Origin of the sequence: Pseudoalteromonas sp. JC28 (genome assembly GCF_013319255.1) — a bacterium.
GTDB lineage: Bacteria > Pseudomonadota > Gammaproteobacteria > Enterobacterales > Alteromonadaceae > Pseudoalteromonas.
Genome location: NZ_QOKX01000002.1, coordinates 397739 through 421353, shown reverse-complemented (window position 1 = coordinate 421353; position 23615 = coordinate 397739). Strand labels below are relative to the sequence as shown.

Here is a 23615-nt window from a genome sequence, read left to right as displayed (position 1 = left end):
GTTAAATCAGTATGTTGAGAGTGACATTAGAACAGTGGCGAATGTTTAGAGCCGTTGTTGAATATGGTGGTTTTAATCAAGCTGCCAAAGAAGTGCATAAAAGCCAGTCAAGTATCCACACTGCGGTCCATAAAATTGAGGAATGCCTTGGTGTTAAGCTTTTTAGAGTCGAAGGGCGAAGAACCCTGTTAACCGAAGCGGGTGAAATGATGCTGCGCCGTGCCAATTATCTCTTGGAAGAAGCGGCAAAAGTGGAAGCGGTAGGGCAGACGCTGGGCGAGGGAGTTGAGAGTCAATTGCGCATTGCGGTCGATGAAATTTTCCCACAGCAGGTACTCTATAAGGTGCTAGAAAATACATCTGCACAATACCCTTTATTGCGTGTCGAGTTGGTCGAGTCAGTATTAACAGGCGCATCAGAACTTTTACAAAATACCGACGTAGATATCGCCATTTCTCCAGTTACTTTACAAGATGGGTTCAGTGAAGAGTTGTGCCAAATCGAGTTTGTTGCAGTGGCAAATCCCAATCACGCATTACATCAATTTGGTCGCGAGCTTACATTCGAAGACTTAAAATCCCATCGTCAAATCGTAGTGAGAGATTCTGCAATCTCGCGTAAAAAAGATGAAGGATGGTTGGGGGCGCATCAACGTTGGACGGTGAGCCATATGACAACCTCGATAGATATGATAGCGCAAGGCTTAGGATTTGCTTGGTTACCTATTCCGGCTATTAAAACGCAACTAGACTCTAGCGTCTTGAAACCACTACCACTATCGCAACATAGTCAGCGTAAAGCACAGCTTCATCTTATTTTTAAAGATGGTGACAGGCTTGGGCCCGCCGCGCGCGCTTTTATTGGTGAGTTAAGATATCAGTGCATGCAGCTAGAAGATTCTCTTGAGTAGAATGGTTGATGTTAAATTATCAAATTTTATTCGTTTCAAACAGGCAATAGACTAAGGTCATCAACATGCGTTTGGAGCGAAACATGCGATATATTCGAAAAGCACAAGATAGAGGTAAAGCAGATTTTGGCTGGTTGCAAAGCCAACATAGTTTCTCATTTGGTCGATATTATGATCCCGCCCACATGGGATTTGGTAATCTTAGGGTGATCAATGATGACACAGTACTTGGTGGTCATGGCTTTGATACTCATGGTCACCGAGATATGGAAATTATTTCCTATGTCATTGACGGTGAATTAGCACATCAAGATAGTATGGGTAATCAGTTTACTGTGGCGGCAGGTGAAGTTCAGAGAATGAGCGCCGGTAGTGGCATTCTTCATTCAGAATATAATGCTTCAAAGACAGCGCCTGCCCATTTTTTACAAATTTGGATAGAGCCAAAGCTTAAAGGCATAACCCCGAGTTATGAACAAATTCAAATCAAACAAAGTAGTGCACTTACGCCGATTGTTACGCCTACAGGCGTGGAGAGCACTCTGAGTATCAATGCTGACGCTGAAATACACCGATTGCAACTACATCAAGGTCAACAGATTGAGCTGAATGCGCACGCGCAAAAAGCCTATTTGCACATTGTTGGCGGTGAAGCGACGCTTGATGGTGAAAGGTTTCAGCAAGGAGATGGCATCGGTCTGATTGCTGATGACAACATGCAGGTTACGGCAGTAACAGATGTTGAAGCGCTGTGGTTTTTATTACTTAATTAATAAATTCAGCGCCTAAAATTAAAGGAATTGAAGAATGACAGAACCAATTCAACTTGCAGTAATTGCCCTTGTCGTTCTGCTAAGTGGTATTTCAAAGTCTGGCTTTGCAGGCGCGTTAGGGGCGTTTTCTGTTCCAATTTTGATGATGGTGTTGAATCCAAGGGACGCCATTGCGTTGATGCTTCCGCTACTTATCGTTGCGGATGTTTTTAGCCTGAAGAGCTATTGGCGCTTATGGAATGTGCCAGAATTAAAGCGGTTATTGCCAGGCACACTAGTCGGGATAGCCTTAGCAACGCTTTTTCTTCAAGGCGTCAGTGAGTTTTGGCTGACGGTTGTGATTGCAGCGATGAGCATAATATTTGCGCTTAAAAGCTTACTGATTAAAAATACACCTGAAAGTGTTGGGCACTTAAGGTTACTGGCCGCGAGCACCTCTACCGCAGCTGGTATCACCACGACCTTAATTCATGCAGGCGGCCCACCACTCATGGTGTATTTTAACGCTCGAAAATTAGAGCCAACGGCTTATATCGCGACGGTTGCGGTACTATTTGCGCTGATGAATGTGATTAAGTTGGCGACCTTCTCTGCAACTGGGTTGTTACAGTGGCAACATGTGTTGCTTGCTATCTGTTTTACACCTTTAGCGTTGCTTGGTAATAGGCTCGGTGTGCACCTTGCGAAACGCTTACCTAAAAAGCAATTTTTGCTGGTGATGAATGGACTACTGCTCATACTTGGAGTGGTATTAATTGGTAAATTGCTGTGATGGTGTCGGTTACCAAAATCTAGCAAAGTAAATGCCCACAACATGTTGTGGGCATAGAAAGCTATAACTGCTCTTCCATCTCTTTTTGATACTCATCTGCAAGTTGCGACTTTTCACTTTTATCAAGTACCTTACCCGCACGCTGGAAAAATGCTTGCTCTTCGTCAGCCAAGTGATGCTCAACTTTGTCTTTGAGTTTTTTCAATTTAGTTAGCCAACTAGGATCGGAAAACTCCGTATTATCCAGTGCCTCAATTAACTCATCAATCTCATGATGCTCGGCGATACCGTGGCGAGAGTCTTCGATCGTCATGTCGCTTTCCATTAACGGGGCGTAAAAGTACCTTTCTTCTGCGATGGCATGCGCCTCTAGCGCGTCCTTCAACTCTTTATAGTACTTCTCGCGAACCTTTGAATCACCAGACGTTTCTGCCAACATGTTCAATAGGGCGCGTTGATGATCATGATCTTGCTTTATTGCATTAAAAATTTCCATGTAGATTACCTCTTTCTAGCTTAAAACGTCTGTTCTGGTGCTGTTTTTAAAAAACGACATGAGTTTGCTTCGATGCGCCTCATTATTCGTTTTAATGATAAGCAGCCACTTGCCCTCTGCGATTTTATTCATCACCGCCTGGTTAAACGCATCTTTGTCTGGACGCAAAGAAATAAGGCCTGAAGCAAATAGCCCTAAAAATAAGCCGGGGCTTAATAAAGCGATAAACGTTAAGTAAGGATTAGCTTGTGTGAAAGCCGGTCCATAACTTACCAATAGCCCCGCGATTAGAAAGCCTAATATCACCCCCATGCTGCCAAGGTACAAATGCCAATTAAGCATGTTTTTGGCAAGGCGACTTTCGCTTTTAGGCTCAAGTTTTTTGTCGGCATCTTTGTCATACGGATTAACCAGTTCTAGATGCTCATGTTGAACAAGGTGGCTGTTTAACAATTCATTTTGCAATTTTTCTGCGGCTGCTTTCCCTGTTAGAACGGCCCCAACTCTATGATCTGTGTAGGATAATATTTCAAAAGTATCCATTACTCCTCCTAATTTCGTTGCAGCTTGTAATTATTCAAACTGCAAGTGTTATACCGGGAGAATGAGATTTCTAAGGTATTGAATTTTATTAATAATTTTAGATTTCAGATGTTGTGGGGTTGAACAAATGAAGCACAAGGCAGAAAGAATTACCGAGTAGTTACTACATGTTTTGATACAACATAATGATTATAAAGTTAGTTTAGGGAAGAAACTGGCATATTTACTCATATTGTATCAAAAAATTTACAAACGTATGTTTTGTTACTTAATTCAAGATATTAAGTGTGGGTCTATTTTTTAAACAAATGCATGAAAGCATTGCATAAATATTTAAAGTAAATTAAATATTATTAAAATGTTAACTTTGGGGTTTATTTATTTGAATTGCTGCCTAGTCTAATAAGGCGTGGCGAGTGCTAATGGGCTTGCCATGTCTTCTGCAGTTGAAGGAGAAAACAGTCACATTTCATCTAATGTTTTTTGTTAAGCAGTGATGAAAAGGACAATAAAACAACAATACTAGGAGTGTAATTCGTGAAATTATCTACAGTAACTATGGCTACGGCGTGTGCGATTGCGTTTACTTCGCTCAGTGCTCAAGCTGCAACAAAACAATACTTAAACCAGCAAGCTGACATTAATACTATGCTTAAGTCAGCTTCTCAAACAGTGTTGAGTACACAACCAGAAGTGCTGATTGGTTTGGAAAGCGCGAGCCAACTAAAGGAGCTTAAAAGCTTCAATAGTAAAAAAGGTGAAGTAACTAAGCGTTTTCAACAAATGTACCAAGGATTACCAGTGATTGGCGATTCGGTCATTTTAACGTTTGACGATGCCGGTGCGCTTAAAAAGGCTCACGGTGCAGCGGTTTATAACATCGCGGCTGACATCGGTTCGGTAAAACCCAAGCTAAATGCCAAAATGGCATTGAATCAGTTTGAAAAGCAATCGCTTAGTGCAGGCAAAAAGCTTAAAAAACATAACGAGAAATCTCGCCTTGCGATCTGGCTGGATGGCAATTCAACGGCACGTTTAGTCTATGAAGTCACTTTTGTTACTTATGGTGATGAGCCTAAACGCCCATATTTGATCATTGATGCAAACACAGGCGAAGTGTTAGAAAGCTTCAATAACTTGCAGCATGCAGATGCGATAGGCCCTGGTGGTAACCAAAAGACTGGTCGTTACCAATATGGTACTGATTATGGTCATCTAGACGTAGCGCAGTCGGGCAATACTTGTACCATGACGAATGCGAACGTTAAGACAATTAACTTAAATCACGGTAGTAGCGGTTCGACTGCACATAGCTTTACATGCCCAGAAAATACCGTTAAAGAAATTAACGGTGCATACTCACCGCTGAACGACGCCCATTATTTTGGCAATGTAGTATTTAATATGTACAACGATTGGCTCGGCACAGCGCCGTTGTCGTTCCAGCTTAAAATGCGTGTGCACTATAGTAGCAACTACGAAAACGCGTTTTGGGATGGCAGTGCGATGACATTTGGTGATGGTGCAAATACATTCTATCCGTTGGTAAGTCTTGATGTATCTGCTCACGAAGTAAGCCATGGTTTCACTGAGCAAAACTCAGGTTTGGTATACCGTTATAAATCAGGTGGCTTGAACGAAGCGTTTTCTGATATGGCAGGTGAAGCTGCTGAATTTTATATGAAAGGCAGCAATGACTGGTTAGTTGGACAAGACATTTTCAAAGGGAGTGGTGCATTGCGTTATATGAATGATCCAACGCAAGACGGTCGCTCAATCGATCATCAGTCTAACTATACGTCTAGCATGGATGTTCATCACACTTCAGGGGTGTTCAACAAAGCCTTCTACAATCTGGCAACTACGGCAGGTTGGGATACGAAAAAAGCCTTTATCGTAATGGCAAAAGCTAACCAAATGTATTGGACCGCTAATACTGACTGGGACTTAGCTGGTAATGGCGTGATGGATGCGGCATGTGACCTAGGTTATGAACCTGGTGATGTACAAGCTGCGTTAGCAGCGGTTGGCGTTAACTCTAACTTAAGCACAGGTAGTAGCTGTGACACCAACCCACCACCTCCTCCTGGTGGCGATGAAGAGTTAACGAACGGTCAGCCTCGTACTGGGATCAGTGGCGCGGCAAAAGAGCAAATGTTTTTTACCCTTGATGTGCCAGCTGATGCGACTAGCCTAAACTTCACCACTTCTGGTGGTAGCGGTGATGCGGACCTTTATGTCAAGTATGGCTCTCGTCCGACACTAAACACTTATGACTGCAATAGCACAACGTCTACAAGCAACGAAAGCTGCGATATTAGTAACATTCAAGCTGGTAAGTACTACGTGATGGTCGAAGCGTGGAATCAGATTTCGGGCGTAACTTTGACTGGTACATACAGCTCAACAGGTGGAACTCAACCAATTGACCGCACTGAGTCAAATATCAGTGTTGCATCTGGCAGCTGGACACGTTTCACGCAAGATCTAAATGCTAGCTACAGCAGCCTTGAAGTAAGCATTTCAGGTGGTTCAGGTGATGCGGACCTATACGTAAACTTTGGTTCTCAATCAACAACGTCGAGCTATCAGTGTCGTCCTTATAAAAACGGTAACAATGAGACTTGTACGATTGCAAACCCGCAGCAAGGTACTTGGTATATTGATTTACGTGGCTATAGCGCAGCTAGCGGTGTAACACTGAATATCAAAGCGAACTAAGTAACAGTTTATAGGGAGCGCAAGCTCCCTTTTTTATTAGGCCCCAAAAAAGTCATAAATTTACCTCATTTGAATAATTCTTTTATTTTGCTCAGCGCTTAAATCATGTTGTTATTCAAATGAGTTGAGGATACAACAATGAAATTAACTACACCTATGCTACTGAGCATTGCCTGTTTGAGTGGCTTTTCTGAAGCGTCAGAAGAGGTTTGGGTGACGATGGATGCGAAGTCTAGTCAGCATTTCCAAGTCCATAATTCTATTCGCGGTACTCACTTTGAGCAGCTTTCTTTACCGAACAGCGAAGTCAAAGCGTTAAAAGTACCTGCAAGCTTACATTCACACCTGAGTGCATTTATGCACGACGAATATCACCGCTGTGGTGGTTTTGTCGCTCATGACTCTTTAGAGCAGGCGCAAAGCTACCTTGCACAGTTAGAAAGCATAAACCCAAGTGCGACGCTGGTTAACTACAGCATTGATAACCCCGCGCGGGTTAACAGCTTAATCTCAAAAGTCAGTACGGTAAATTTAGACAGCAGTGTCAATTCGCTAACCAGTTTTTATAACCGCTATTATACCTCGCGAACGGGTGTTGATGCCGCTGCATGGGTCAAGCAAACATGGAGCGATATTGCAGCAAGTCGCTCAGATATTAGTGTTGAATATTTTAGCCACTCTTGGGCTCAGTCTTCAGTGATTGTCACCATTCCAGGTAGCGAACTGAGCGATGAAATCGTTATTATCGGCGGGCACCTTGATTCAATTAACCAATCTAACTCGAGTGGGCTTGCGCCGGGTGCGGATGATAATGCCTCTGGGATCGCTGTGCTTACTGAAGCGCTAAGCGCTATTGTTGAAGATGGTTATCAGCCTCAGCGGACAATCCAAATCATGGGCTTTGCGGCAGAGGAAGTTGGGCTTCGAGGTTCTAAAGCTATCGCGCAGTCTTACAGCTCTCAGGGAAAAAACGTAGTCGGTATGACACAATTTGATATGACTGGCCGCAATGGCAGTAGTGCGGATATTGTGATGATGACAGACTATACAAACAGCGCACAGAATCAGTTCTTAGGCCAATTAATTGAAACTTATTTGCCAAACCTTAGCTATGCCTATGACCAATGTGGCTATGGCTGCTCCGACCATGCATCTTGGTATCAGCAAGGGTTCCCAGCTTCTATGCCATTTGAATCAAGAATGTCTGAGATCAACAGAAAAATTCATACCACCAACGATACTGAATTTGATTCAACACATGCACAAAAATTTGCAAAACTCGCGCTGGCGTTTGTTGCTGAGCTTGGTAAAAATGCGGGTGATACACCTCCGCCACAACCAAACAATAAGCTTGAAAACGGCGTGGCTAAAACGGGGATTTCTGGCGCTTCTAAAAGCCAGCAGTTTTTCACCATGGAAGTACCACAAGGTGCAACTAATTTAAGTTTTACCACCTCAGGTGGCAGTGGTGACGCCGATCTCTACGTTCGCTATGGCTCCAAACCTACTTTGGATACTCATGACTGCAAGAGCACTAACTCGTCTAGTAACGAGCAATGCAATATTTCCGCTGTGCAAACTGGTACGTATTACGTGATGGTAGAGGCATGGAACGCGATTTCGGGGGTCAGTTTGGTAGGACAGTACGATACCTCAAGTGGCAATACGCCTATTGACGAAACTATCAATAATATTTCTGTCGCCAGCGGACAGTGGCAGTATTTTAGTCAAGCACTAACCGCGGGATACCAAACCCTGACAATTACGACGTCGGGAGGCACGGGAGATGCGGATCTTTATGTTAATTTTGGCACGCAACCAAATACCAGCACCTACCAATGTCGGCCATACAAAAATGGCAATAATGAGGTATGTACCATCTCCAATCCTCAGGCTGGCACTTGGCATATCGGCCTGCAAGGCTACCAAGCAGCGAGCAATGTAACGCTAAGTATTAGCGCGAATTAATACGCGTTTAAAATTAAGACCAGAGATAAAACCTTGTTTATCTCTGGTCTTAGCGCTTAGTGATACATTGATTTAAAGAGATTTGATTTAATTGATATTCTGCTTCTGATAGACTCAATGAGTTCAATTAGGAGTTGCGTGTGTCACATAAGTTCTCAGTTAAGATATTAATTTATCTTTTATTATTATTTTGTGGGCTGTGGGCAAGTTATTTGTTCAATGTGGCACAGGATGAGGAAAATGTCCTTGGTCAGACTAAAACCAACCTAGAAAAGTTCAATAGTTATGTCCAGACTGAATTTACTCGTTATCAAGCTATCCAAACGCAATTGAGCCTAAGCAATTTGGTGCAATCAGGCTTACAGCAAGCAACCGCTATTAACTCCAATGAACTGGACAGATACCTTCAGGACATTCAAATATCCAGTGGTGCGTCAGACGTTTACCTGCTAGACCTCAGTGGAACTGTGATTGCGAGCAGCAACTGGTATTTACCGCATAGCTATAAAGGCAGCAATTTTGCCTTTCGCCCCTATTTTTACGAAACAATCAAGGGCAATGAGCATGTCTCTTTTGCGCTCGGTTTACGTTCCAAAACCCGTGGCTTCTATTTTGCTAAGTCTGTCTATAAAGACGGCTCGCTTGTGGGCGTGGTGGTGATGAAGGTTAACGCCAGTAAATTTGAATCAGATAAAGCCCAGCTTGATACGGGAACTGATAGCCATTTCTTAATTGTGGACGATAATCATATTGTACTGGCATCTGATGTTGAGCAGTGGCGGTTAGGCTCGTTAGGGGAACTGTCCCCAGCAAAGCGAAAAGAAATTGAATCCTCAAGGCAGTTTGAAAACGAATCTCTGTTTCCGATTGATTGGCGCGTGCTTTCACCAACCAGAGTGAAAACTTCATCTCATGGCAGCGACGCGCTGATGCAAAAGAGGCCGCTTAACAAGCAATACACTCTTTATTTGCTACATGAAGTTGCGCCTATCAAAGCTGCACAGTGGCCGCGGCTTGGGGTAACTGCACTGGTATTGATTTTACTCTTTGTTGTTGTCGAGTACACGTTGAGTAAATTGACAGGATACCGACAACTGCTTTTCAGCCAGCGGAGTCTCGAGGCTGAGGTTGCCAGCCGCAAGCAAGCGCTCGAGCAGGCGCAAGATGCACTGATTCGCGCTGCCAAGTTAGCAACCATAGGGCAGCTCAGCGCCAGCATTAACCATGAAATCAATCAACCGCTTAGTGCCATGAGTGCGTATGTTGCCAGCGCCAAACGGTTGGCTCAAAAGGGAGAAGTGAGCAAAGTAGTCGAAAATATGGTCCTGATCCAATCTTTGATCACTCGAGTGCATAAAATCGTGGCGCAGCTAAAATCATTTAGTCAGCATCATGATAATAAGATGCTGGTGGCCAACCTTAAACACTCTGTAGATAACGCCTTAGTTATAGTTGGGCCTGAACTCAAACGCTACGGTGTAGCAATTCAAAGTGAGGGGCTTGCGTGCAATATCTGGGTCGATCCATTTAAGTTTGAGCAAGTACTGGTGAATATTATTAGCAATGCGTGCCAAGCCATTGTTGAGCAAGATAATAAATGCATTTATATTCGCGCCGTGGAGCACGAAGGCAAGATCCAGCTGTCTATTATTGACTCGGGCGAAGGGATAAAGCAGCATGCTTTATCCAACATATTTGAACCGTTTTACACCACTAAATCAGGTAATGGCTTGGGCTTGGGGTTATCCATTTCAAAACAGATCATTGAATCGTTTCATGGCAAACTCAGTGCCCATAATCATCCGCAAGGTGGTGCCGAGTTTTTAATTAGTTTACACACAAAGAATCCGCAACATGACTGAAGAGAAAACCCTGTTAATCATCGATGATGAACAAAGTATACGAGATGCACTAAAGCAACTGTTTGAAATAGAAGGGTACTCAGTGCAGTGTTTTTCCAGTGCAACGCCTGCATTAAAAAAGCTTTCTCGTCAGTTTAGCGGTGTTGTGCTTTGTGACATCAATATGCCTGAGATCAATGGTATTCAATTTTTAGAGCAGGTAATGCAGTTTGATTCTGAGTTACCTGTGGTATTTCTAACCGGCTTTGCGGATGTTGAAGTGGCGGTAAAAGCTATCCAAAAAGGGGCTTACGACTTTTTTGAAAAGCCTGTGTCAGAGCCGCTACTTGACTGCATAGAAAGGGCGCTTGATAAACGCCGGCTGGTGATGGAAAACCGAGAGCTAAAAGCGCAAGTCAAGAAAAAGTCTGCGCCGGGGGTGCGGATCTTAGGTGAGACAAAACAAATGCAGCAAATGCTACATTTGCTTGATGCCGTGATTGATACTCCTGCTGACGTACTAATTGAAGGTGAAACCGGTACAGGAAAGGAATTGGTGGCGCGATACTTACACGACCATAGCGAGCGCTCAAACCATAACTTCGTCGCCATCAATTGCGGTGCGATTCCAGAAGAGCTGATTGAAAGTGAATTATTTGGTGCCAAAAGCGGAGCATTTACGGGTGCTAAAGAGTCTCGCGAGGGAAAATTTTCTTTTGCCCAAGGTGGCACGGTTTTTTTGGATGAAATCGAAGCCATGTCTGCGGCTTTACAAGTGAAGCTGCTGCGCGTTTTAGAAGAGAGAAGTGTGACGCCAGTTGGTAGCAACACTGCGATAGCACTGGACATTAGAGTGGTTGCGGCGACGAAAGTGGATTTACAAACCTTAGTCGCACAGGGTAAATTTCGCTCGGATTTATTTTATCGACTTAACCTCGTCAAAGTGATGATCCCATCACTTCGTTCCAGAAAAGCTGATATTCCGCTGCTATATAAACACTTTAGCTCCATTGCTGCTACTCGCTTTCATAAACCTATGCAGCCAATTAGCCCTGAATTAGAGGCGCAGCTACTGGCGCAAGACTGGCCTGGGAACGTGCGAGAGCTGAGAAACCACGCCGAGCGCCATATTTTACTCGGTGGTGCGATGACTGCGAGTAACAACATGCAAAGCAATTTGTCTGATGAAACGTTGAGTTTGGCTGAGAAGGTGAGCTACTACGAGCAATCGTTAATTGAAGAAGCGCTGGCACAAAGCCAAGGTAGCATAAAAGATGCGATGAATTTATTAAAAGTGCCGAGAAAAACCTTGTACGACAAGATGAGCAAGTATGGTTTAAATCGCACTATGTTCACCAATGATGATGGGTGAATTTAGTGACACATTATAGATTTAAGTGTGTGGAAATCCGCACATTTTAGCTGGTGTTAATCTTAGATTTATATTTATCCATATGATTTATATTAAAAAATAAACTCTGGTCTCAGAATTGCGTTGTCTTAAGCGACAATAATCAAAAAATGAGACAAGTTATGACAGCAAGTAAATCTTTAGTGGCGTTGGCAGTTGCCAGTGCAATGCTATCAGCCTCTGCGTTAGCCGCAGACTACAGCATTTATGGTAAAGCAGAAGTTCAAATTGCTAACACAGACAAAGGTGTGATGCGTTATACCAAAGAGGGCACACAAATTGACGCACCATTTTCAAGAATTGGTGTAAAAGGCACTCACGGCTTATCAAGCGATCTAAAACTCGTCTACAAATATGAAGTACAAGTTAAAGGTTTTGAACACGACGATACCACCGAGCCATTTTCAGCAAGAAACACCTATGTTGGCCTTGAAGGTAAATTTGGTACGGTTTTAGTGGGCAGAAACGACACGCGTTTTAAATTCAGTGAAGGGAAAATCGATCAATTTAACGAAACCCAAAGTGATATTGCCCAAGTGCTAGCAGGCCAAGACAGAGTTGGTGATTCAATTACCTATTCTTCACCTAAATGGAACGACTTTTCTTTTTCTCTGACCTACACACCGAAAGACGACGCGAGCAACGACGAAACTGGGTTTGCAGCTACCGCAATTTATGGTGACCGAGCATTAAAAAATAAAGATTACTATGTTGCTCTGAGTCATACCGACAGTATTGGTAATTTGGTTGCCACGCGTATCGCGTTGGCTTACAAGTGGCAAAAGCTACAACTTGGTGCCATCATCCAAGACAGTGAAAATCTAGCGAAAGACAAATCAGGTAATGGCTATGTGCTAAGCGCAAGTTATCAACTCGACGATAATTGGCGTCCGAAGCTACAGTTTGCCAAAGACTCAAGCGGATTACGCCACAGTGAAGATGCGACTCAGTGGACGCTAGGTACAGACTATATTTTTGATAAACAAACTAACTTGTATGTAATGGCAACGCAGCTCGACCTTGAAACACAAGACGATACTAGCATCGCTGTTGGTTTAAAATATAAGTTTTAAAGGTTCAAGATAATGACAGAAGAGAATAAAAAAACGATAAAAACGCAGCTGTTTCTGTGGCTTGGTCCCTTGGTAATGTTACTGATCTGTTTGGTTGAACCACCATCTGGCATGTCGGTTGAGGCATGGAGAACCGCAGGCTTAGCGTTTTGGCTAGCCTCTTGGTGGATAACCGAAGCTGTGCCTATTCCAGCGGCTTCGTTATTACCTTTGGTTATTTCGCCTTTAGTCGGGATTGCATCTATTAAAGCAGTCGCTGCACCGTTTGCGCATCCTTTGATTTATCTATTTCTGGGTGGATTTTTGCTCTCAATCGCCATGGAAAGGTGGGGGCTGCATAAACGCATCGCGCTGAATACCATGTTGTTCGCAGGCACTAAACCGAGTATACAGATATTAGCGATGATGGGCGTGACAGCATTTTTATCTATGTGGATGTCAAACACGGCAACGGCGGTAGAGTGTATAGACATACCTTGAGTATTTGAATGGTCGCGAACTATTAACCGAGATCCGTGATAGTGGAAAAATAGTTTTTGAATTGGAAAAAATAGTAAAGGAAAGGTTCAGTAAATTTCGCTCAGATATTCAGAAAGATGATATGAAAGACGGGTATACAGAGACTTTCACAGCTGGGTCACTATTCATGATCCATGCTTTAGTTATGAATGAATATGAAAGATTGTGTAGTGAGAGAGAGCTAGGGATGGTTGCTTAAAACGGTAAAGCCAACATCGAGCAAATATGACTAATAAATCTCGATGTTGGCCTACCCATGCCTTAATATTTAGCGACATTAAAAATATTCAGGTAATATAACTGATAGTTATTGATATTGTATATATTATAACGAATGGTTATTAACTATTCATGATATTCATGTAACTTATTGAATTATAAAGGAAAAATACCCAATATCAGGATTAAATATTGGGTATTGGCTTAGGGTTGTAACGGAATGTAACGAGCGACAATTCGTGAAAATGGCGAAAAACTGTAAAATCGTGTGTGTTAAGGTTGTTTATCTTCGATGTATTTTGTCAAACGATATCTCATCATTAATGATATTTGTTCATAATCGTTCATCATAGCCAGATAGGGCTTAGGGTGTGTAACGCCTTGTACCAACATTGAATACATCTTAAACAATAGTTCAGGTTTGGTTGCGAGAGTATAGATGAACGTTCTTAATAGTGCGTAATCATCTGTTGAGCTTTCACAACCGTTAAAAATATCGGTACGACCTTTTATAAGATCAATTGATAATTTTTCACAAAGCGACAGGATGGTGATAACAAGACTTTTGTCAAGTTCTTTTATACCCTTAGAATAAAGCATCTGTGTAAGTGCATCTTTTTGTGTTTTTATTGTTGTTTGCATGGGGATTTTACCGTTCGTTATTATTGGTTTATAGTGCGTTTTTATAAAAATGAGGATGTACGATTTTTGCTAGTATCTCGATCTGATCTTGTAGTGCTTTAGCAGTCTTCGAATTTTTAGCAGCTTTCGAGGCAACTTTACGTAAGCGTGTTAATTCACGATCCGCTTTCATAAACTCTGCTGGCTTTAGGTATGAACGTTCACTTAAAATTTCTTGACATTCTGCGATAATTTTGTTTTCCATTTTTGTACCTTTTCTTAATAGTCGTATATTTGTTCTTGGATTGGTTGTAGATATTCTGGTGCTTTACTCTCTCTCTCACCTTTGAACGAAACATTATCATGCGACTCTAAACGAGCTTTCATCAACGCTTTATTTTTGTTGGTTTCAGCATCTAATAATGCATCGTTAATAGCTGTAGATATATCTTTGATTGGATCTGACATACCGCCATATTCTTTTAATAGTGCTTGCTCTTGTGGTGAGACATAGATAACGTTTGAGACTACATTTTTTAAAAAAGTTGTCCACATCTCACCAGTTGATGAATATTGACCACCATCCATAAATCTTAGGAACTGTTCATTAGCATCTTCATCGATCCGAATAGTGTATTTAAATTTCTTCTTGCTCATAATTAACCTTTTCTGTCAACTCTTTATATTATTTATGAACTTTATTTTTAGAGTGAGCGACAAAGGCGACACTATTAAATGATAATGGTTAACTATTGCGAATCATTCTCAACTATCCCACTGGTATTTGTTACATTATCACATTATTCGTTATTATAGATTAATTATTTAAAATTGTTCGGTATTATAGATGATAGTAAATTCCACTTTCAAATCACGTTTTTTAATCCTTGTCAACCTATTAAAAAAATATTTTGTCTCTATGGGGTATACTTTATAGACTTTTCACAATTTTAATAAAATTGTCTCTAAACAGTCTATTTAGGGTTGATCTATAGTTTATAGATGATAGTATACATACATCTAAGATGTTAAATAGACTGTAAGGATAAATTATGAACGATTCGCAAGGCTTAGTATTCGGTTATGCCAGAGTTAGTACCGTTGACCAAAATCTAGACACTCAGATCGAGAAACTTAAACAATCTGGCTGTCAACGTATTTTTAGTGAAAAAGTTAGCGGTAAAGATACCAATAGACCAGAGTTGCAAATGTTACTAGGACAGTTACGAAAAGGTGACACTGTGATAGTGACCAAGATTGATAGAATCGCTAGAAACTTGAAAGACCTTTTGATACTTGTCGATGAACTATCAGAGCAAGGTGTAAATTTTAAAGCAACTGATCAAGATGTAGATACGTCTTCATCTAATGGAAAAATGTTTTTAACTATGTTGGGTGTGTTTGCTGAGTTTGAAAGAAACTTAATAAGGGAACGTCAGAGAGAGGGTATTGCAAACGCTAAAAAACAAGGTAAATACACAGGTCGCAAACCTGTAGATCCAAAGGTAAAACAACAAGTTATTGAACTATACAGCAACGGTGTAAAACCTAAAGCTATAATTGAAGAAACTGGTCTCGGTAGGTCTACAGTATTCAAAATTATCAAAGAGGGTTGAAAATAATGGCTGATTTAGTATCAAAATATGTACCCGATAGTGGTATAGGTCTTACATCCAGATTGGTATTAAATGGTGTGTTATTCGTTGCGTATAAGATAGACGGAGGTTTGATATATTTTAGAATGGTTAATTTATAGTCCAGACAATATCCAGACACAGAAAAGCCCATCAAGAGAGACCGTGACGTTGAACTTGATGGGCTTTCTGTTTTATGGCAGATAGTTAAAAATTAATCAAAAGGTTAACTACGCCATTTTTTAACTATTCGATTCAACTACTAAGCGATAATCAGACGTCTATTCGTTGTATCAATATTTATGTCAATTAAAAATCGACAATTTTTTATGTCAATTAAAAATCGACTGTTAAAAAATGATAATTCAGGATTGTTGACCTTGGGGAATGGTGGCTAACTGATCATTGACGATTCAGCTAGCCTTTATGAAAAGTCGGCCAACTTTATTTTTTGGTATTGAAAATCTTGTATTGAACAAGAGAATTGAAGATTAACTCATCGTGGCGAATGATGCAACTACTTTATACAAAAAAGGTGAATTAAAATTAATCCACCATTCATTGGCTGTTTTTTATACTGATTAATTATACATCATTTTGTTGTAGATTTTCGACATAATCACGCATAAGCTCAAGATCGGTCAATGTTAGTTCGAGACATTTATAGTCCTCATTGATGGATTGTAACACAGAGTTTTCAGTAAATAGTTCACCGTTTATAATAGCGTTAATACCGTCTATGAAGCTTGATTTAGCTTCATCAAAATTGTCGTAAAAGCTAAAATGTAATTTAATATCGTCTTTCATAATTTATTAAACCTTATCTGTAATCATCTAAACTAAAGTCCTCAAATAATACGTGATTTTCAGTTGCATCTAAATCCATGTTGTTAATATAGATACAATAGTGCTTGTTTCTCATTGAATAAAGGAATTTCACAGTTTTATTCAAGCCAGATAACGCAACATGTTCATCATTAAAACCAATGATTAAAATGTCATCATTAACGATAGTCAATGCAAAATGATTCAATAGTTCGTTATTATGATCTACTATTTTTAAATTTACATACTCAACATTTGGGTTTTGTTCTGCATACTCACTTAGACATTTTTCAATATCCAGATCATCCGAATAATAATCTAAAACAATAGTGTGATTCTTGCTCATTCTTAATTTCCTTGTTTGATAATTCACTGTATTTTATCAACTTTTTCGATCATTTTCAATAGCTTATGTCACAGTGGGGACAGTTTATTGATAGTGTTTTATAGTGTTGTAGAGTCAAGGCACTATCGGAACACTTTATTACTATATTTTGTAAGATGAATCAACGCAGGGGGAATAGTTCATTATAGTTGTAGAATATCAACCAAAAACGAAATTTATATTAATAGATCTGTTAATGTTCTTACATCTAGACAAGAAAAATAAGTTGTCTACGAGCTACGTAGTAGCGCTGTGGTTGAACGTAGTGAAACTAGATGATGTATTAATAGCGAATATTATTAATAGATCTGTATAATCTAGTGCTACGCACCACAGCGAGCTAAAGCTCTCGTAGATAAATTGCTTTTATAGCTCATGTTGTAGTAAAAGTTAATCATATTGAATGTTCTACAACTAAATGAATAAAAAGTAGTTATTTGCAACGGCCTTTAGGTCTTGCACCTCGTTAGAGGTTAGATATTAACATCTTATTGAATGTCATTGATTATACAGTGTTCCTACGTCACACCACAGCGAGCTAAAGCTCTCGTAGATAAATTGCTTTTGTAATCTATGTCTATAAAAAAGAGCCATATTACTATTATTTTCTTCCTCATCTTTACTTGTGACAACTTTTGTAAGGTTTATACCTCATTCTTCCTTTATGAGCCACCTTACAAAAGTTGTCATTTTTACTTTTTCTTCCCCATCTTTACTTGTGACAACTTTTGTAAGGTTTATACCTCATTCTTCCTTTATGAGCCACCTTACAAAAGTTGTCATTTTTAAAATCCATTAATAAAAAAGGGCGGTTAAGCCCTTTAATACATCTTAGTAAATAAAACTTTTTGTAGCCTCCTTAATGAAAGCTAAATCGGATAATTCCTTTTTTTGTTCGGGACTATACCAGTCAACATTCATAATCGCTGAGGTGCATGGTTGTTTATATTCTCTGTTATCTTCATCAAGTAAGATCTCTAATAGTTCAGGTTCTATACTATCAACATCATTCACTTCTGGCTGAATAGGTACAATAATTTCATCAACTTTTGATTCAACATCATTATTAATATTATTAACTAGTTCGATTATTTTATCATTTTTAAGTTCATTGCACTGATTTATGAATTCCATTTTTCCAATTTTTTCAGCAGCCTGTTTAACCACAGTTGATTTAATTTTGTTTCTCACTTTTCTAGCAACATCACTAACTGATTTATTAAGTTCTTTTTCTTGTTGTTCAACATTTTTAAAATATTCGATAACCGTTAGAACTTCACCATTCAACTTTAAGATCATGTTATCCACATTTTCAGCACCATGTTTAGAACGTAGTCTATTCAGTGCGACATAATGTTTATTATCTAAACCAAGATCAGAATATTGTTGGTTAGATTCGTTAAAATCATCTTCACAAAGGTGATCTGCCTCATTAATCAACTTTTCAATAACAGTGCTTGTAAATACATCAGGATAATATTTTGCCAACCTTTCAAGGCATAATTTAGCAATATTCAGATCAGGGAAAATTACTAAGTATGGTTTTACCTGAGTTTTACGAATAGCTGTTCTACCAAGATTTTGCATAATAGGCGCGATGGTTACATTATCAAAAACCTGTTGATCATCCATTTTATAAACTTTCTTATAGAAAGCTTTGTCATTGTTACGAATGGTGTTAATACCGAACAACAATGAAACGTTACAATCCATAAGATCGTTACGGCCTCTTGTATCAATTCCCGTCTCTGTAAACTCACGCTTAAGGCTACTATCAAAGATCCCTGTTGAACGTTTGTTTAAAGCTACATGAACGTTATCATAGCACTCTGGCAGACTGTTAATGTATCGAGTGATCTTCTTAGATACACTATTTTCAGTAACTTTATTGATAGCTTTAGCAATTCTAAATGTATTTTTACCTGCAACTGTAGCAATTTTAAATTGCAATTCACCATCAACTTTTAGAAACTTTTCACCACGGTTAACTGAATCATATTTTAATAGTGAATAATCATAACCAACTTTAGAGTTATTAATCCAATCAAAAATCGCTAGATTGTCATTCATAACATTTTCAGATACCGCATAAACTTTACTGAATGATTCAGCCAGCTTAATTGATAATTTAGTCGACAATATAACATCATATCTTTTATTATCATTTTTACTCACGAACAAGATCAGATCGTTGTTACGTTGGCGGTTGTAAATTTCAATAACAGGTTTAACTTTTTCATAAAAAGCTTGATTAACAATTTTTAAGTTTTCTAACTGTTGTTTATGATTGTCTTTTAATGACTCAATTTTTAATACCGTGTCTTTATCATCTTTTTCTATCACAGTAGTATTAAAGAACGATAAAAAAGATTTTACACTCTCTAGTTTATAATCTCTTAATACGTCCCTTTTATTAATACTACTATTATCATCATCAAAGAAAATTACCGAACGTTCTTTATTAATAGCTGAACAATTTAATAACCTTACTGCTTGGTTACATACGAATACACAAGCACCAGCAACACTGTCTTTCTGTTCAATATCATACAACGTATTTTCGAACATACTCGTAACAGAACTGTCAGAGTCTTTCTCGATAGATGAAACTCTAACAATACGGTCTAGTAACAGCGTTAGAGCACTTTTTAATTCATCGTCTGAACATACATTAATATACTGGTTTAATAGTGTCTCAAGTTCCTCTGAGCGACTTAACTGGCTACTGATAGTATGTACACCATAAATCACGTAGTTACCTTTAAGCATGTTGATAATAGTAAGCTTAAGAGATTCCAAACTCTTACCAACACCCACAAAACCATCAATTAAATGTATTTTTTTATCATTTAACTGTTGACAACCATCGTCCATAGCTGTAAAATACCCGCATAGTTTATGAAGTTGTTCTATTTTTTCTTCATAAATATTATTGAGATTATTTAAGAGAGAGCTTTTAACAACCTTGGCTGGGGGGTTAAGCTCTTTTTTTGTGTCTGTAATTCCTAGTTCTTGTGATTCCATCATCTTTTTAAAAGTACTCATGTATTACCTTTTTATTTTGTTATCCCTCCATCTTAGGAAAGTTTATTTAATGTTTGATCCCCTTGTCGGGGAAGTTTATTCACTATTCTATTTTTCAAATTCCAATTTTAAGCTAAACCTAGTTGAACTAGAATCTTAATTTTTTTAGTTATAGTTGATGGTGTTACACCATATTTTCTTGCTAGGTCACTTTTACTATAACGACCTGTAGCCCAATCATCCGACAAAGATTTTAATACGCTTGGTGTAAATACTGTTTTCATGTTTTTACCTTTATGTGTGTGTCTGTCACTATGTGGACAGACATAAATCAAAAAAAAGCGAGTTTTCGCTCACCATGTACTAATATATATAAAACTTTTTTTCGAAAAGTGTCTAAAGTAGTACAAATATTAAGCAAACAGTCATGTTTTTTGTAAATGAATGTAAACAAAACATTGTTTATTCATTATCTAGTCCTTATTAAATCAATTTTAATCAATTATCATCAAGGTTGAATCAATATTCCCGTAAACCTTGAATATAATGTAAAATAACATAATTTATTCACATGTCACAAAAATTGCTTGACTTTTTCTTACGTATAGTTTATAGCATTAATCGTGCCAACTTTTAAAATTATATTGACTTATCATAACACCATGATTTATATAGAGTTTCATGTATAGTTAATTATCATTCAATTATATTGTATTAAATATTGCACCAATATGATCCATTGTTGCACTAACTTGGTGCATATTAGATAAAAGTTGTTTATGATCAATAGATTGCTTTCTTTACAGTTGCACCAAGTTGGTGCATTGTGGTGAGGGTAAATATTTAAGTGTTTAACATTTATTCAATAACAGCCATGAGTCTAACAAAAATAATAAAAAAACTTGATAATTTTCAAGAGTCTATCAAGGAAAATCTAGAACCCTTTAAAAATCCTAAACATAATTTTGATGATAATTTTAAGAATATTACATCTAATATAGCGGCCATTCCTAACGTGATATTTAAAGCATCGTCACGGATTAATACGCCTGTAAACGTATCATCTATAGACTATCAAAAGTTAGCGGTTTTGAATGAAAAGAAAGAACTTTTAATTAAACGTGAGGTTATAATCAATGATCATAGAAAAAACGTTGAATTATCCCTAGAACATGATGAAACCGTTGTTGATGTTTATAAAGACACATTGATAAAAATTCGTAAAATTGACACGCGTTTAAAAGAGCTTGATTTTACTATCAATGAAACGTTCGAGACTGATCAAGAAATACATTTTGGCACGGTGAAAGAACCTGTTTTACCAACGTTAGAAACTATTGATTTAGATGTATCTAGTTCACATGAAAGCAATACAGTAACGGTTAACGTTATTGAAAATGAAAAAAGTGAAAGAATAGTTCATCAAGTTAGTGCAGGGGACTACTACATTAAAGCCAACGTTCGGGAACATGATATAACTATCTCAGACACACCAGAAACGTTTATTCAACTTAATGTAGCATCCGAGACTATAAAGACGGTAGAACACGTTCACAACCCCATTAAGGACGTTTTAATTGATGATCCTGTCCTTGTTGTTGATGATACATTTAAAGACTTTAAAATGTCTGAACATCAAGTCATCATCCCTAACAATGAACTGAACATCAAACCAGTGAATATCAACTTTGATTTAGAATTACCTGAAAATGAGAATGAATATCAAGTGAACATGTATGAGCCTGTTCATAATTCATTCATAATTGAAAATGAACCTATAAACATTGAGTTAGAAAGTAGTAACACCCTTAGCAAGCTAGAAGAAACATTGATTAATATTCAAACAATCTTAGAGACTATTAATAATAGTTCGTCTAGAGTTTTGAATGTTGAATTAGAAACTTTCGTTAGTGTACCAGTTGAACAAGACGAACGTATTTTATTCATGTACGAGAACATTAGTGAATTATCGGGTTTAGTAGTGAAGAACCTTAATGATAATCATAGTCAACGTGAGGAAACGCTTAAGTTATTGTTTGATTTACAATTGCCCGATGATCCTACATCTGATGAAAGGAAAGGTGATAAACAAGGTTTAAACTTTGAAATAGACAGTTTTAAAAGAAAGCATCTTCGGAATTTTAAAAACTGGTTTAAGAAAATGTTCTCTAAAATTGCTAGAGGTTTTAAGAGCATGACCTCAAAAGTTATCAAAAGCGTAAGCAAAACGTTCAAATCGATGTTTAAAGGCGTTACACGAACACTAGGCCGAACTATGATCCGTTCTGTGCCTAAAATAATAGCTAGATTTAGCCCACATGTTTTGATAGCGGCCACTATAGGTTCAGGGTTAATTGATGGTTTCAAAGAATGGAAAAAATCGGGTGACATAGTAGAGACTTTAACAGCATTCTACGGCGGTATGTGGGATTTTATAAGTTTTGGTTTTATAGGTCGCGATGAAGTTGAATCTATTCGTGATAAGGCGCTCAGTGTTTTAGACACGCTCAAAGAATCGTTTCATTCGTTTATTGACATTCTAGCAGACCTACCAGACATTATTATGAATTGGGGCGAATCATTATTTACTACTGACAAGGTTACTACTGATGTTCTAAATGTAGACCCTATAAAATTAAAAATTGAGCCAAAAGTCTTTTTAGATGAGCAAAAATATTCAGATAATTTTGAAAACGTTCAACCTATTCAAAATGATAAATTGAAGATCCGTGAAGAATTAAACAGCGTTTACATGATTAAATCAGGGTCTAAGGATAGTCTAGTCATGAGCCAAGAAAATTATAAGAAAGTTACATCAAGGATCATTAAAGGTGATGAAGATATAAACAGCTTCACTATGAGAAACAAAGTTAAAAATACGATTAACGGTGAATTGATCAGTTTTGCATCATTGCCGAACGTTAATAATCCTGATGTGATAAATCTATAAATATTCATGTTAAACATAAATCTTTCTTATAATTTTTCAAGGACGAATGACGTATCTTTAAAACCATGATTTCGGTCATGGTTTTTTTTTATCCAATTAAATATTGGTCAACATTTTTTTCTTTGGGTTGAATGATATTCACTAATTGACGAGTGATCTCCTCAATTGATCCAATGCAATCTAACGCATGATAATTTAAACCTGTGTTAAATAATTCAAGAATATCATTAACTATTTTTTTCTTATCCTGAAAAGCTATTCTTGTTGTGAAGTGAGTATAAATTGTGTTGTATAATTCTTGTCTATTCATTTTCTTACCTTTAATACAAACCCTCTAAATGGTCATCGTCAATTCTAGTTTTATATTCGCCACTATAATCAAAATTAACTGCGGCTTTCTTGATTATCTTTAACCACTTTGTAAATTCGTCTTTTTCCTCGATTATTTTCAAAGTATTTTTCATCTCAAGGAACGCTCTTTCACCTTTTTCTATACTATTTTCCGATCTAGTTAAAGCTCTTAAATGGTCGGGATTACAACAGTGTGGATTATGGCATTTATGATCTATGTCGATATTATATAAATTCCTTGAGGGATATTTAATTTTATACGCTAACCTATGGGAGCTGAGATATTTTCTATATAAATTATGCTTTCTGATAAATCGTACAGGAATATTAACTCTCTGGTATAATGTATAATTGGATATTTTTTTAGGAATTATACATTTACCATATTTCTCGATAAAATGAGCTGTTAAACCCGCTGTGTTATCTTCATCCACCGTATGCAAACTATTAAAATATTCAATAAAATCTGGATCAATAACCAATCTTGTTATTATGTTTTTACCACGATTATCTTTTATGTTTAATTTAATAGGAGATTTATTATTCATTTTATTTTTCATGTTATTATTAAACCTCCT

At 38.1% G+C, this 23615-nt stretch carries 21 protein-coding genes and 1 pseudogene; 11 read left to right on the top strand and 11 right to left on the bottom strand.

Features of this window, described 5'->3' with window-relative positions:
* Positions 1–11: 11 nt before the first annotated feature.
* From DS891_RS07080 to DS891_RS07070, 3 genes are all read left to right on the top strand, one after another.
* A complete protein-coding gene (locus DS891_RS07080; protein WP_174169310.1) occupies positions 12–911 on the top strand; it encodes a LysR family transcriptional regulator in 900 nt (299 codons plus the stop codon).
* A gap of 83 nt (positions 912–994) precedes the next feature.
* The gene (locus DS891_RS07075; RefSeq protein WP_010605309.1) at positions 995–1684 is read left to right on the top strand and encodes a pirin family protein; all 690 of its coding nucleotides are present in this window, start codon (positions 995–997) and stop codon (positions 1682–1684) included.
* Between the two features lie 34 nt (positions 1685–1718).
* Positions 1719–2456 carry a sulfite exporter TauE/SafE family protein gene (locus DS891_RS07070; RefSeq protein WP_174169309.1) on the top strand — a complete coding sequence of 246 codons (738 nt, stop codon included), beginning with the start codon at positions 1719–1721 and terminating at the stop codon, positions 2454–2456.
* A gap of 61 nt (positions 2457–2517) precedes the next feature.
* On the opposite strand, the gene DS891_RS07065 is transcribed toward DS891_RS07070, so the two are convergent.
* Together DS891_RS07065 and DS891_RS07060 are read right to left on the bottom strand one after the other, a co-directional pair.
* Complete coding sequence (locus DS891_RS07065) at positions 2518–2952, bottom strand: hemerythrin domain-containing protein (RefSeq protein WP_045990043.1); 435 nt, start codon at positions 2950–2952, stop codon at positions 2518–2520.
* 15 nt (positions 2953–2967) lie between these two features.
* Complete coding sequence (locus DS891_RS07060; protein ID WP_174169308.1) at positions 2968–3495, bottom strand: hypothetical protein; 528 nt, start codon at positions 3493–3495, stop codon at positions 2968–2970.
* 537 nt (positions 3496–4032) lie between these two features.
* Between DS891_RS07060 and DS891_RS07055 the strand changes: the two genes are divergently transcribed.
* The 6 genes and pseudogenes from DS891_RS07055 to DS891_RS07030 form a co-directional block, all read left to right on the top strand.
* Positions 4033–6216, top strand: coding sequence for a M4 family metallopeptidase (locus DS891_RS07055; RefSeq protein WP_174169307.1), 2184 nt, complete (start codon positions 4033–4035; stop codon positions 6214–6216).
* Between the two features lie 138 nt (positions 6217–6354).
* Positions 6355–8184 carry a M28 family metallopeptidase gene (locus DS891_RS07050; protein ID WP_174169306.1) on the top strand — a complete coding sequence of 610 codons (1830 nt, stop codon included), beginning with the start codon at positions 6355–6357 and terminating at the stop codon, positions 8182–8184.
* Positions 8185–8324: 140 nt separating this feature from the next.
* Positions 8325–10046: an ATP-binding protein gene (locus DS891_RS07045; protein ID WP_174169305.1), complete on the top strand. Its 1722-nt coding sequence runs from the start codon at positions 8325–8327 to the stop codon at positions 10044–10046.
* Positions 10039–11397: a sigma-54 dependent transcriptional regulator gene (locus DS891_RS07040; RefSeq protein WP_174169304.1), complete on the top strand. Its 1359-nt coding sequence runs from the start codon at positions 10039–10041 to the stop codon at positions 11395–11397. Before DS891_RS07045 ends, DS891_RS07040 begins: the two co-directional genes overlap by 8 nt.
* Positions 11398–11558: 161 nt before the next feature.
* Entirely contained in the window at positions 11559–12509 is a 951-nt protein-coding gene (locus DS891_RS07035) for a porin (RefSeq protein ID WP_174169303.1), read from the top strand.
* Positions 12510–12521: 12 nt separating this feature from the next.
* Positions 12522–12968 (top strand): annotated as a pseudogene (locus tag DS891_RS07030) (SLC13 family permease); the annotation flags it as partial.
* Between the two features lie 552 nt (positions 12969–13520).
* On the opposite strand, the gene DS891_RS07025 reads toward DS891_RS07030, so the two are convergent.
* The 3 genes from DS891_RS07025 to DS891_RS07015 are packed head-to-tail and all read right to left on the bottom strand — an operon-like array spanning position 13521 to position 14525.
* Positions 13521–13889, bottom strand: coding sequence for a hypothetical protein (locus DS891_RS07025; protein ID WP_174169302.1), 369 nt, complete (start codon positions 13887–13889; stop codon positions 13521–13523).
* A 28-nt stretch (positions 13890–13917) separates the two neighbouring features.
* Entirely contained in the window at positions 13918–14133 is a 216-nt protein-coding gene (locus DS891_RS07020; RefSeq protein WP_174169301.1) for a hypothetical protein, read from the bottom strand.
* A 14-nt stretch (positions 14134–14147) separates the two neighbouring features.
* Complete coding sequence (locus DS891_RS07015; RefSeq protein WP_174169300.1) at positions 14148–14525, bottom strand: hypothetical protein; 378 nt, start codon at positions 14523–14525, stop codon at positions 14148–14150.
* 395 nt (positions 14526–14920) lie between these two features.
* Here DS891_RS07015 and DS891_RS07010 point away from each other — a divergent pair, with 395 nt between their 5' ends.
* Positions 14921–15484 (top strand): recombinase family protein, encoded by a 564-nt coding sequence (locus DS891_RS07010; protein ID WP_174169299.1) that lies wholly within the window; start codon positions 14921–14923, stop codon positions 15482–15484.
* Positions 15485–16087: 603 nt separating this feature from the next.
* Here the strand turns inward: DS891_RS07010 and DS891_RS07005 are convergent.
* The 4 genes from DS891_RS07005 to DS891_RS06990 all read right to left on the bottom strand — a co-directional run bounded on the left by DS891_RS07005 (position 16088) and on the right by DS891_RS06990 (position 20020).
* Positions 16088–16309: a hypothetical protein gene (locus DS891_RS07005; RefSeq protein ID WP_174169298.1), complete on the bottom strand. Its 222-nt coding sequence runs from the start codon at positions 16307–16309 to the stop codon at positions 16088–16090.
* A 13-nt stretch (positions 16310–16322) separates the two neighbouring features.
* The gene (locus DS891_RS07000; protein WP_174169297.1) at positions 16323–16673 is read right to left on the bottom strand and encodes a hypothetical protein; all 351 of its coding nucleotides are present in this window, start codon (positions 16671–16673) and stop codon (positions 16323–16325) included.
* Between the two features lie 870 nt (positions 16674–17543).
* On the bottom strand, positions 17544–19757 hold the full coding sequence (locus DS891_RS06995) for a hypothetical protein (protein WP_174169296.1): 2214 nt from the start codon (positions 19755–19757) through the stop codon (positions 17544–17546).
* Between the two features lie 107 nt (positions 19758–19864).
* Positions 19865–20020 carry a hypothetical protein gene (locus DS891_RS06990; protein ID WP_174169295.1) on the bottom strand — a complete coding sequence of 52 codons (156 nt, stop codon included), beginning with the start codon at positions 20018–20020 and terminating at the stop codon, positions 19865–19867.
* 590 nt (positions 20021–20610) lie between these two features.
* Here DS891_RS06990 and DS891_RS06985 point away from each other — a divergent pair.
* Positions 20611–22686, top strand: coding sequence for a hypothetical protein (locus DS891_RS06985; RefSeq protein ID WP_174169294.1), 2076 nt, complete (start codon positions 20611–20613; stop codon positions 22684–22686).
* An 88-nt stretch (positions 22687–22774) separates the two neighbouring features.
* Here the strand turns inward: DS891_RS06985 and DS891_RS06980 are convergent, their stop codons facing one another.
* Together DS891_RS06980 and DS891_RS06975 are read right to left on the bottom strand one after the other, a co-directional pair.
* A complete protein-coding gene (locus DS891_RS06980; protein ID WP_174169293.1) occupies positions 22775–22996 on the bottom strand; it encodes a hypothetical protein in 222 nt (73 codons plus the stop codon).
* A 10-nt stretch (positions 22997–23006) separates the two neighbouring features.
* On the bottom strand, positions 23007–23597 hold the full coding sequence (locus tag DS891_RS06975) for an HNH endonuclease (RefSeq protein ID WP_174169292.1): 591 nt from the start codon (positions 23595–23597) through the stop codon (positions 23007–23009).
* Positions 23598–23615: the final 18 nt, after the last annotated feature.

Excerpts from the sequence above, each read along its gene's own strand:
- DS891_RS07080 (WP_174169310.1), top strand. The coding sequence starts at position 12 with ATGTTGAGAGTGACATTAGAACAGTGGCGAATGTTTAGAGCCGTTGTT.
- DS891_RS07075 (WP_010605309.1), top strand. The coding sequence starts at position 995 with ATGCGATATATTCGAAAAGCACAAGATAGAGGTAAAGCAGATTTTGGC.
- DS891_RS07070 (WP_174169309.1), top strand. The coding sequence starts at position 1,719 with ATGACAGAACCAATTCAACTTGCAGTAATTGCCCTTGTCGTTCTGCTA.
- DS891_RS07065 (WP_045990043.1), bottom strand. The coding sequence starts at position 2,952 with ATGGAAATTTTTAATGCAATAAAGCAAGATCATGATCATCAACGCGCC.
- DS891_RS07060 (WP_174169308.1), bottom strand. The coding sequence starts at position 3,495 with ATGGATACTTTTGAAATATTATCCTACACAGATCATAGAGTTGGGGCC.
- DS891_RS07050 (WP_174169306.1), top strand. The coding sequence starts at position 6,355 with ATGAAATTAACTACACCTATGCTACTGAGCATTGCCTGTTTGAGTGGC.
- DS891_RS07040 (WP_174169304.1), top strand. The coding sequence starts at position 10,039 with ATGACTGAAGAGAAAACCCTGTTAATCATCGATGATGAACAAAGTATA.
- DS891_RS07035 (WP_174169303.1), top strand. The coding sequence starts at position 11,559 with ATGACAGCAAGTAAATCTTTAGTGGCGTTGGCAGTTGCCAGTGCAATG.
- DS891_RS07025 (WP_174169302.1), bottom strand. The coding sequence starts at position 13,889 with ATGCAAACAACAATAAAAACACAAAAAGATGCACTTACACAGATGCTT.
- DS891_RS07020 (WP_174169301.1), bottom strand. The coding sequence starts at position 14,133 with ATGGAAAACAAAATTATCGCAGAATGTCAAGAAATTTTAAGTGAACGT.
- DS891_RS07015 (WP_174169300.1), bottom strand. The coding sequence starts at position 14,525 with ATGAGCAAGAAGAAATTTAAATACACTATTCGGATCGATGAAGATGCT.
- DS891_RS07010 (WP_174169299.1), top strand. The coding sequence starts at position 14,921 with ATGAACGATTCGCAAGGCTTAGTATTCGGTTATGCCAGAGTTAGTACC.
- DS891_RS07005 (WP_174169298.1), bottom strand. The coding sequence starts at position 16,309 with ATGAAAGACGATATTAAATTACATTTTAGCTTTTACGACAATTTTGAT.
- DS891_RS07000 (WP_174169297.1), bottom strand. The coding sequence starts at position 16,673 with ATGAGCAAGAATCACACTATTGTTTTAGATTATTATTCGGATGATCTG.
- DS891_RS06995 (WP_174169296.1), bottom strand. The coding sequence starts at position 19,757 with ATGAGTACTTTTAAAAAGATGATGGAATCACAAGAACTAGGAATTACA.
- DS891_RS06990 (WP_174169295.1), bottom strand. The coding sequence starts at position 20,020 with ATGAAAACAGTATTTACACCAAGCGTATTAAAATCTTTGTCGGATGAT.
- DS891_RS06985 (WP_174169294.1), top strand. The coding sequence starts at position 20,611 with ATGAGTCTAACAAAAATAATAAAAAAACTTGATAATTTTCAAGAGTCT.
- DS891_RS06980 (WP_174169293.1), bottom strand. The coding sequence starts at position 22,996 with ATGAATAGACAAGAATTATACAACACAATTTATACTCACTTCACAACA.
- DS891_RS06975 (WP_174169292.1), bottom strand. The coding sequence starts at position 23,597 with ATGAAAAATAAAATGAATAATAAATCTCCTATTAAATTAAACATAAAA.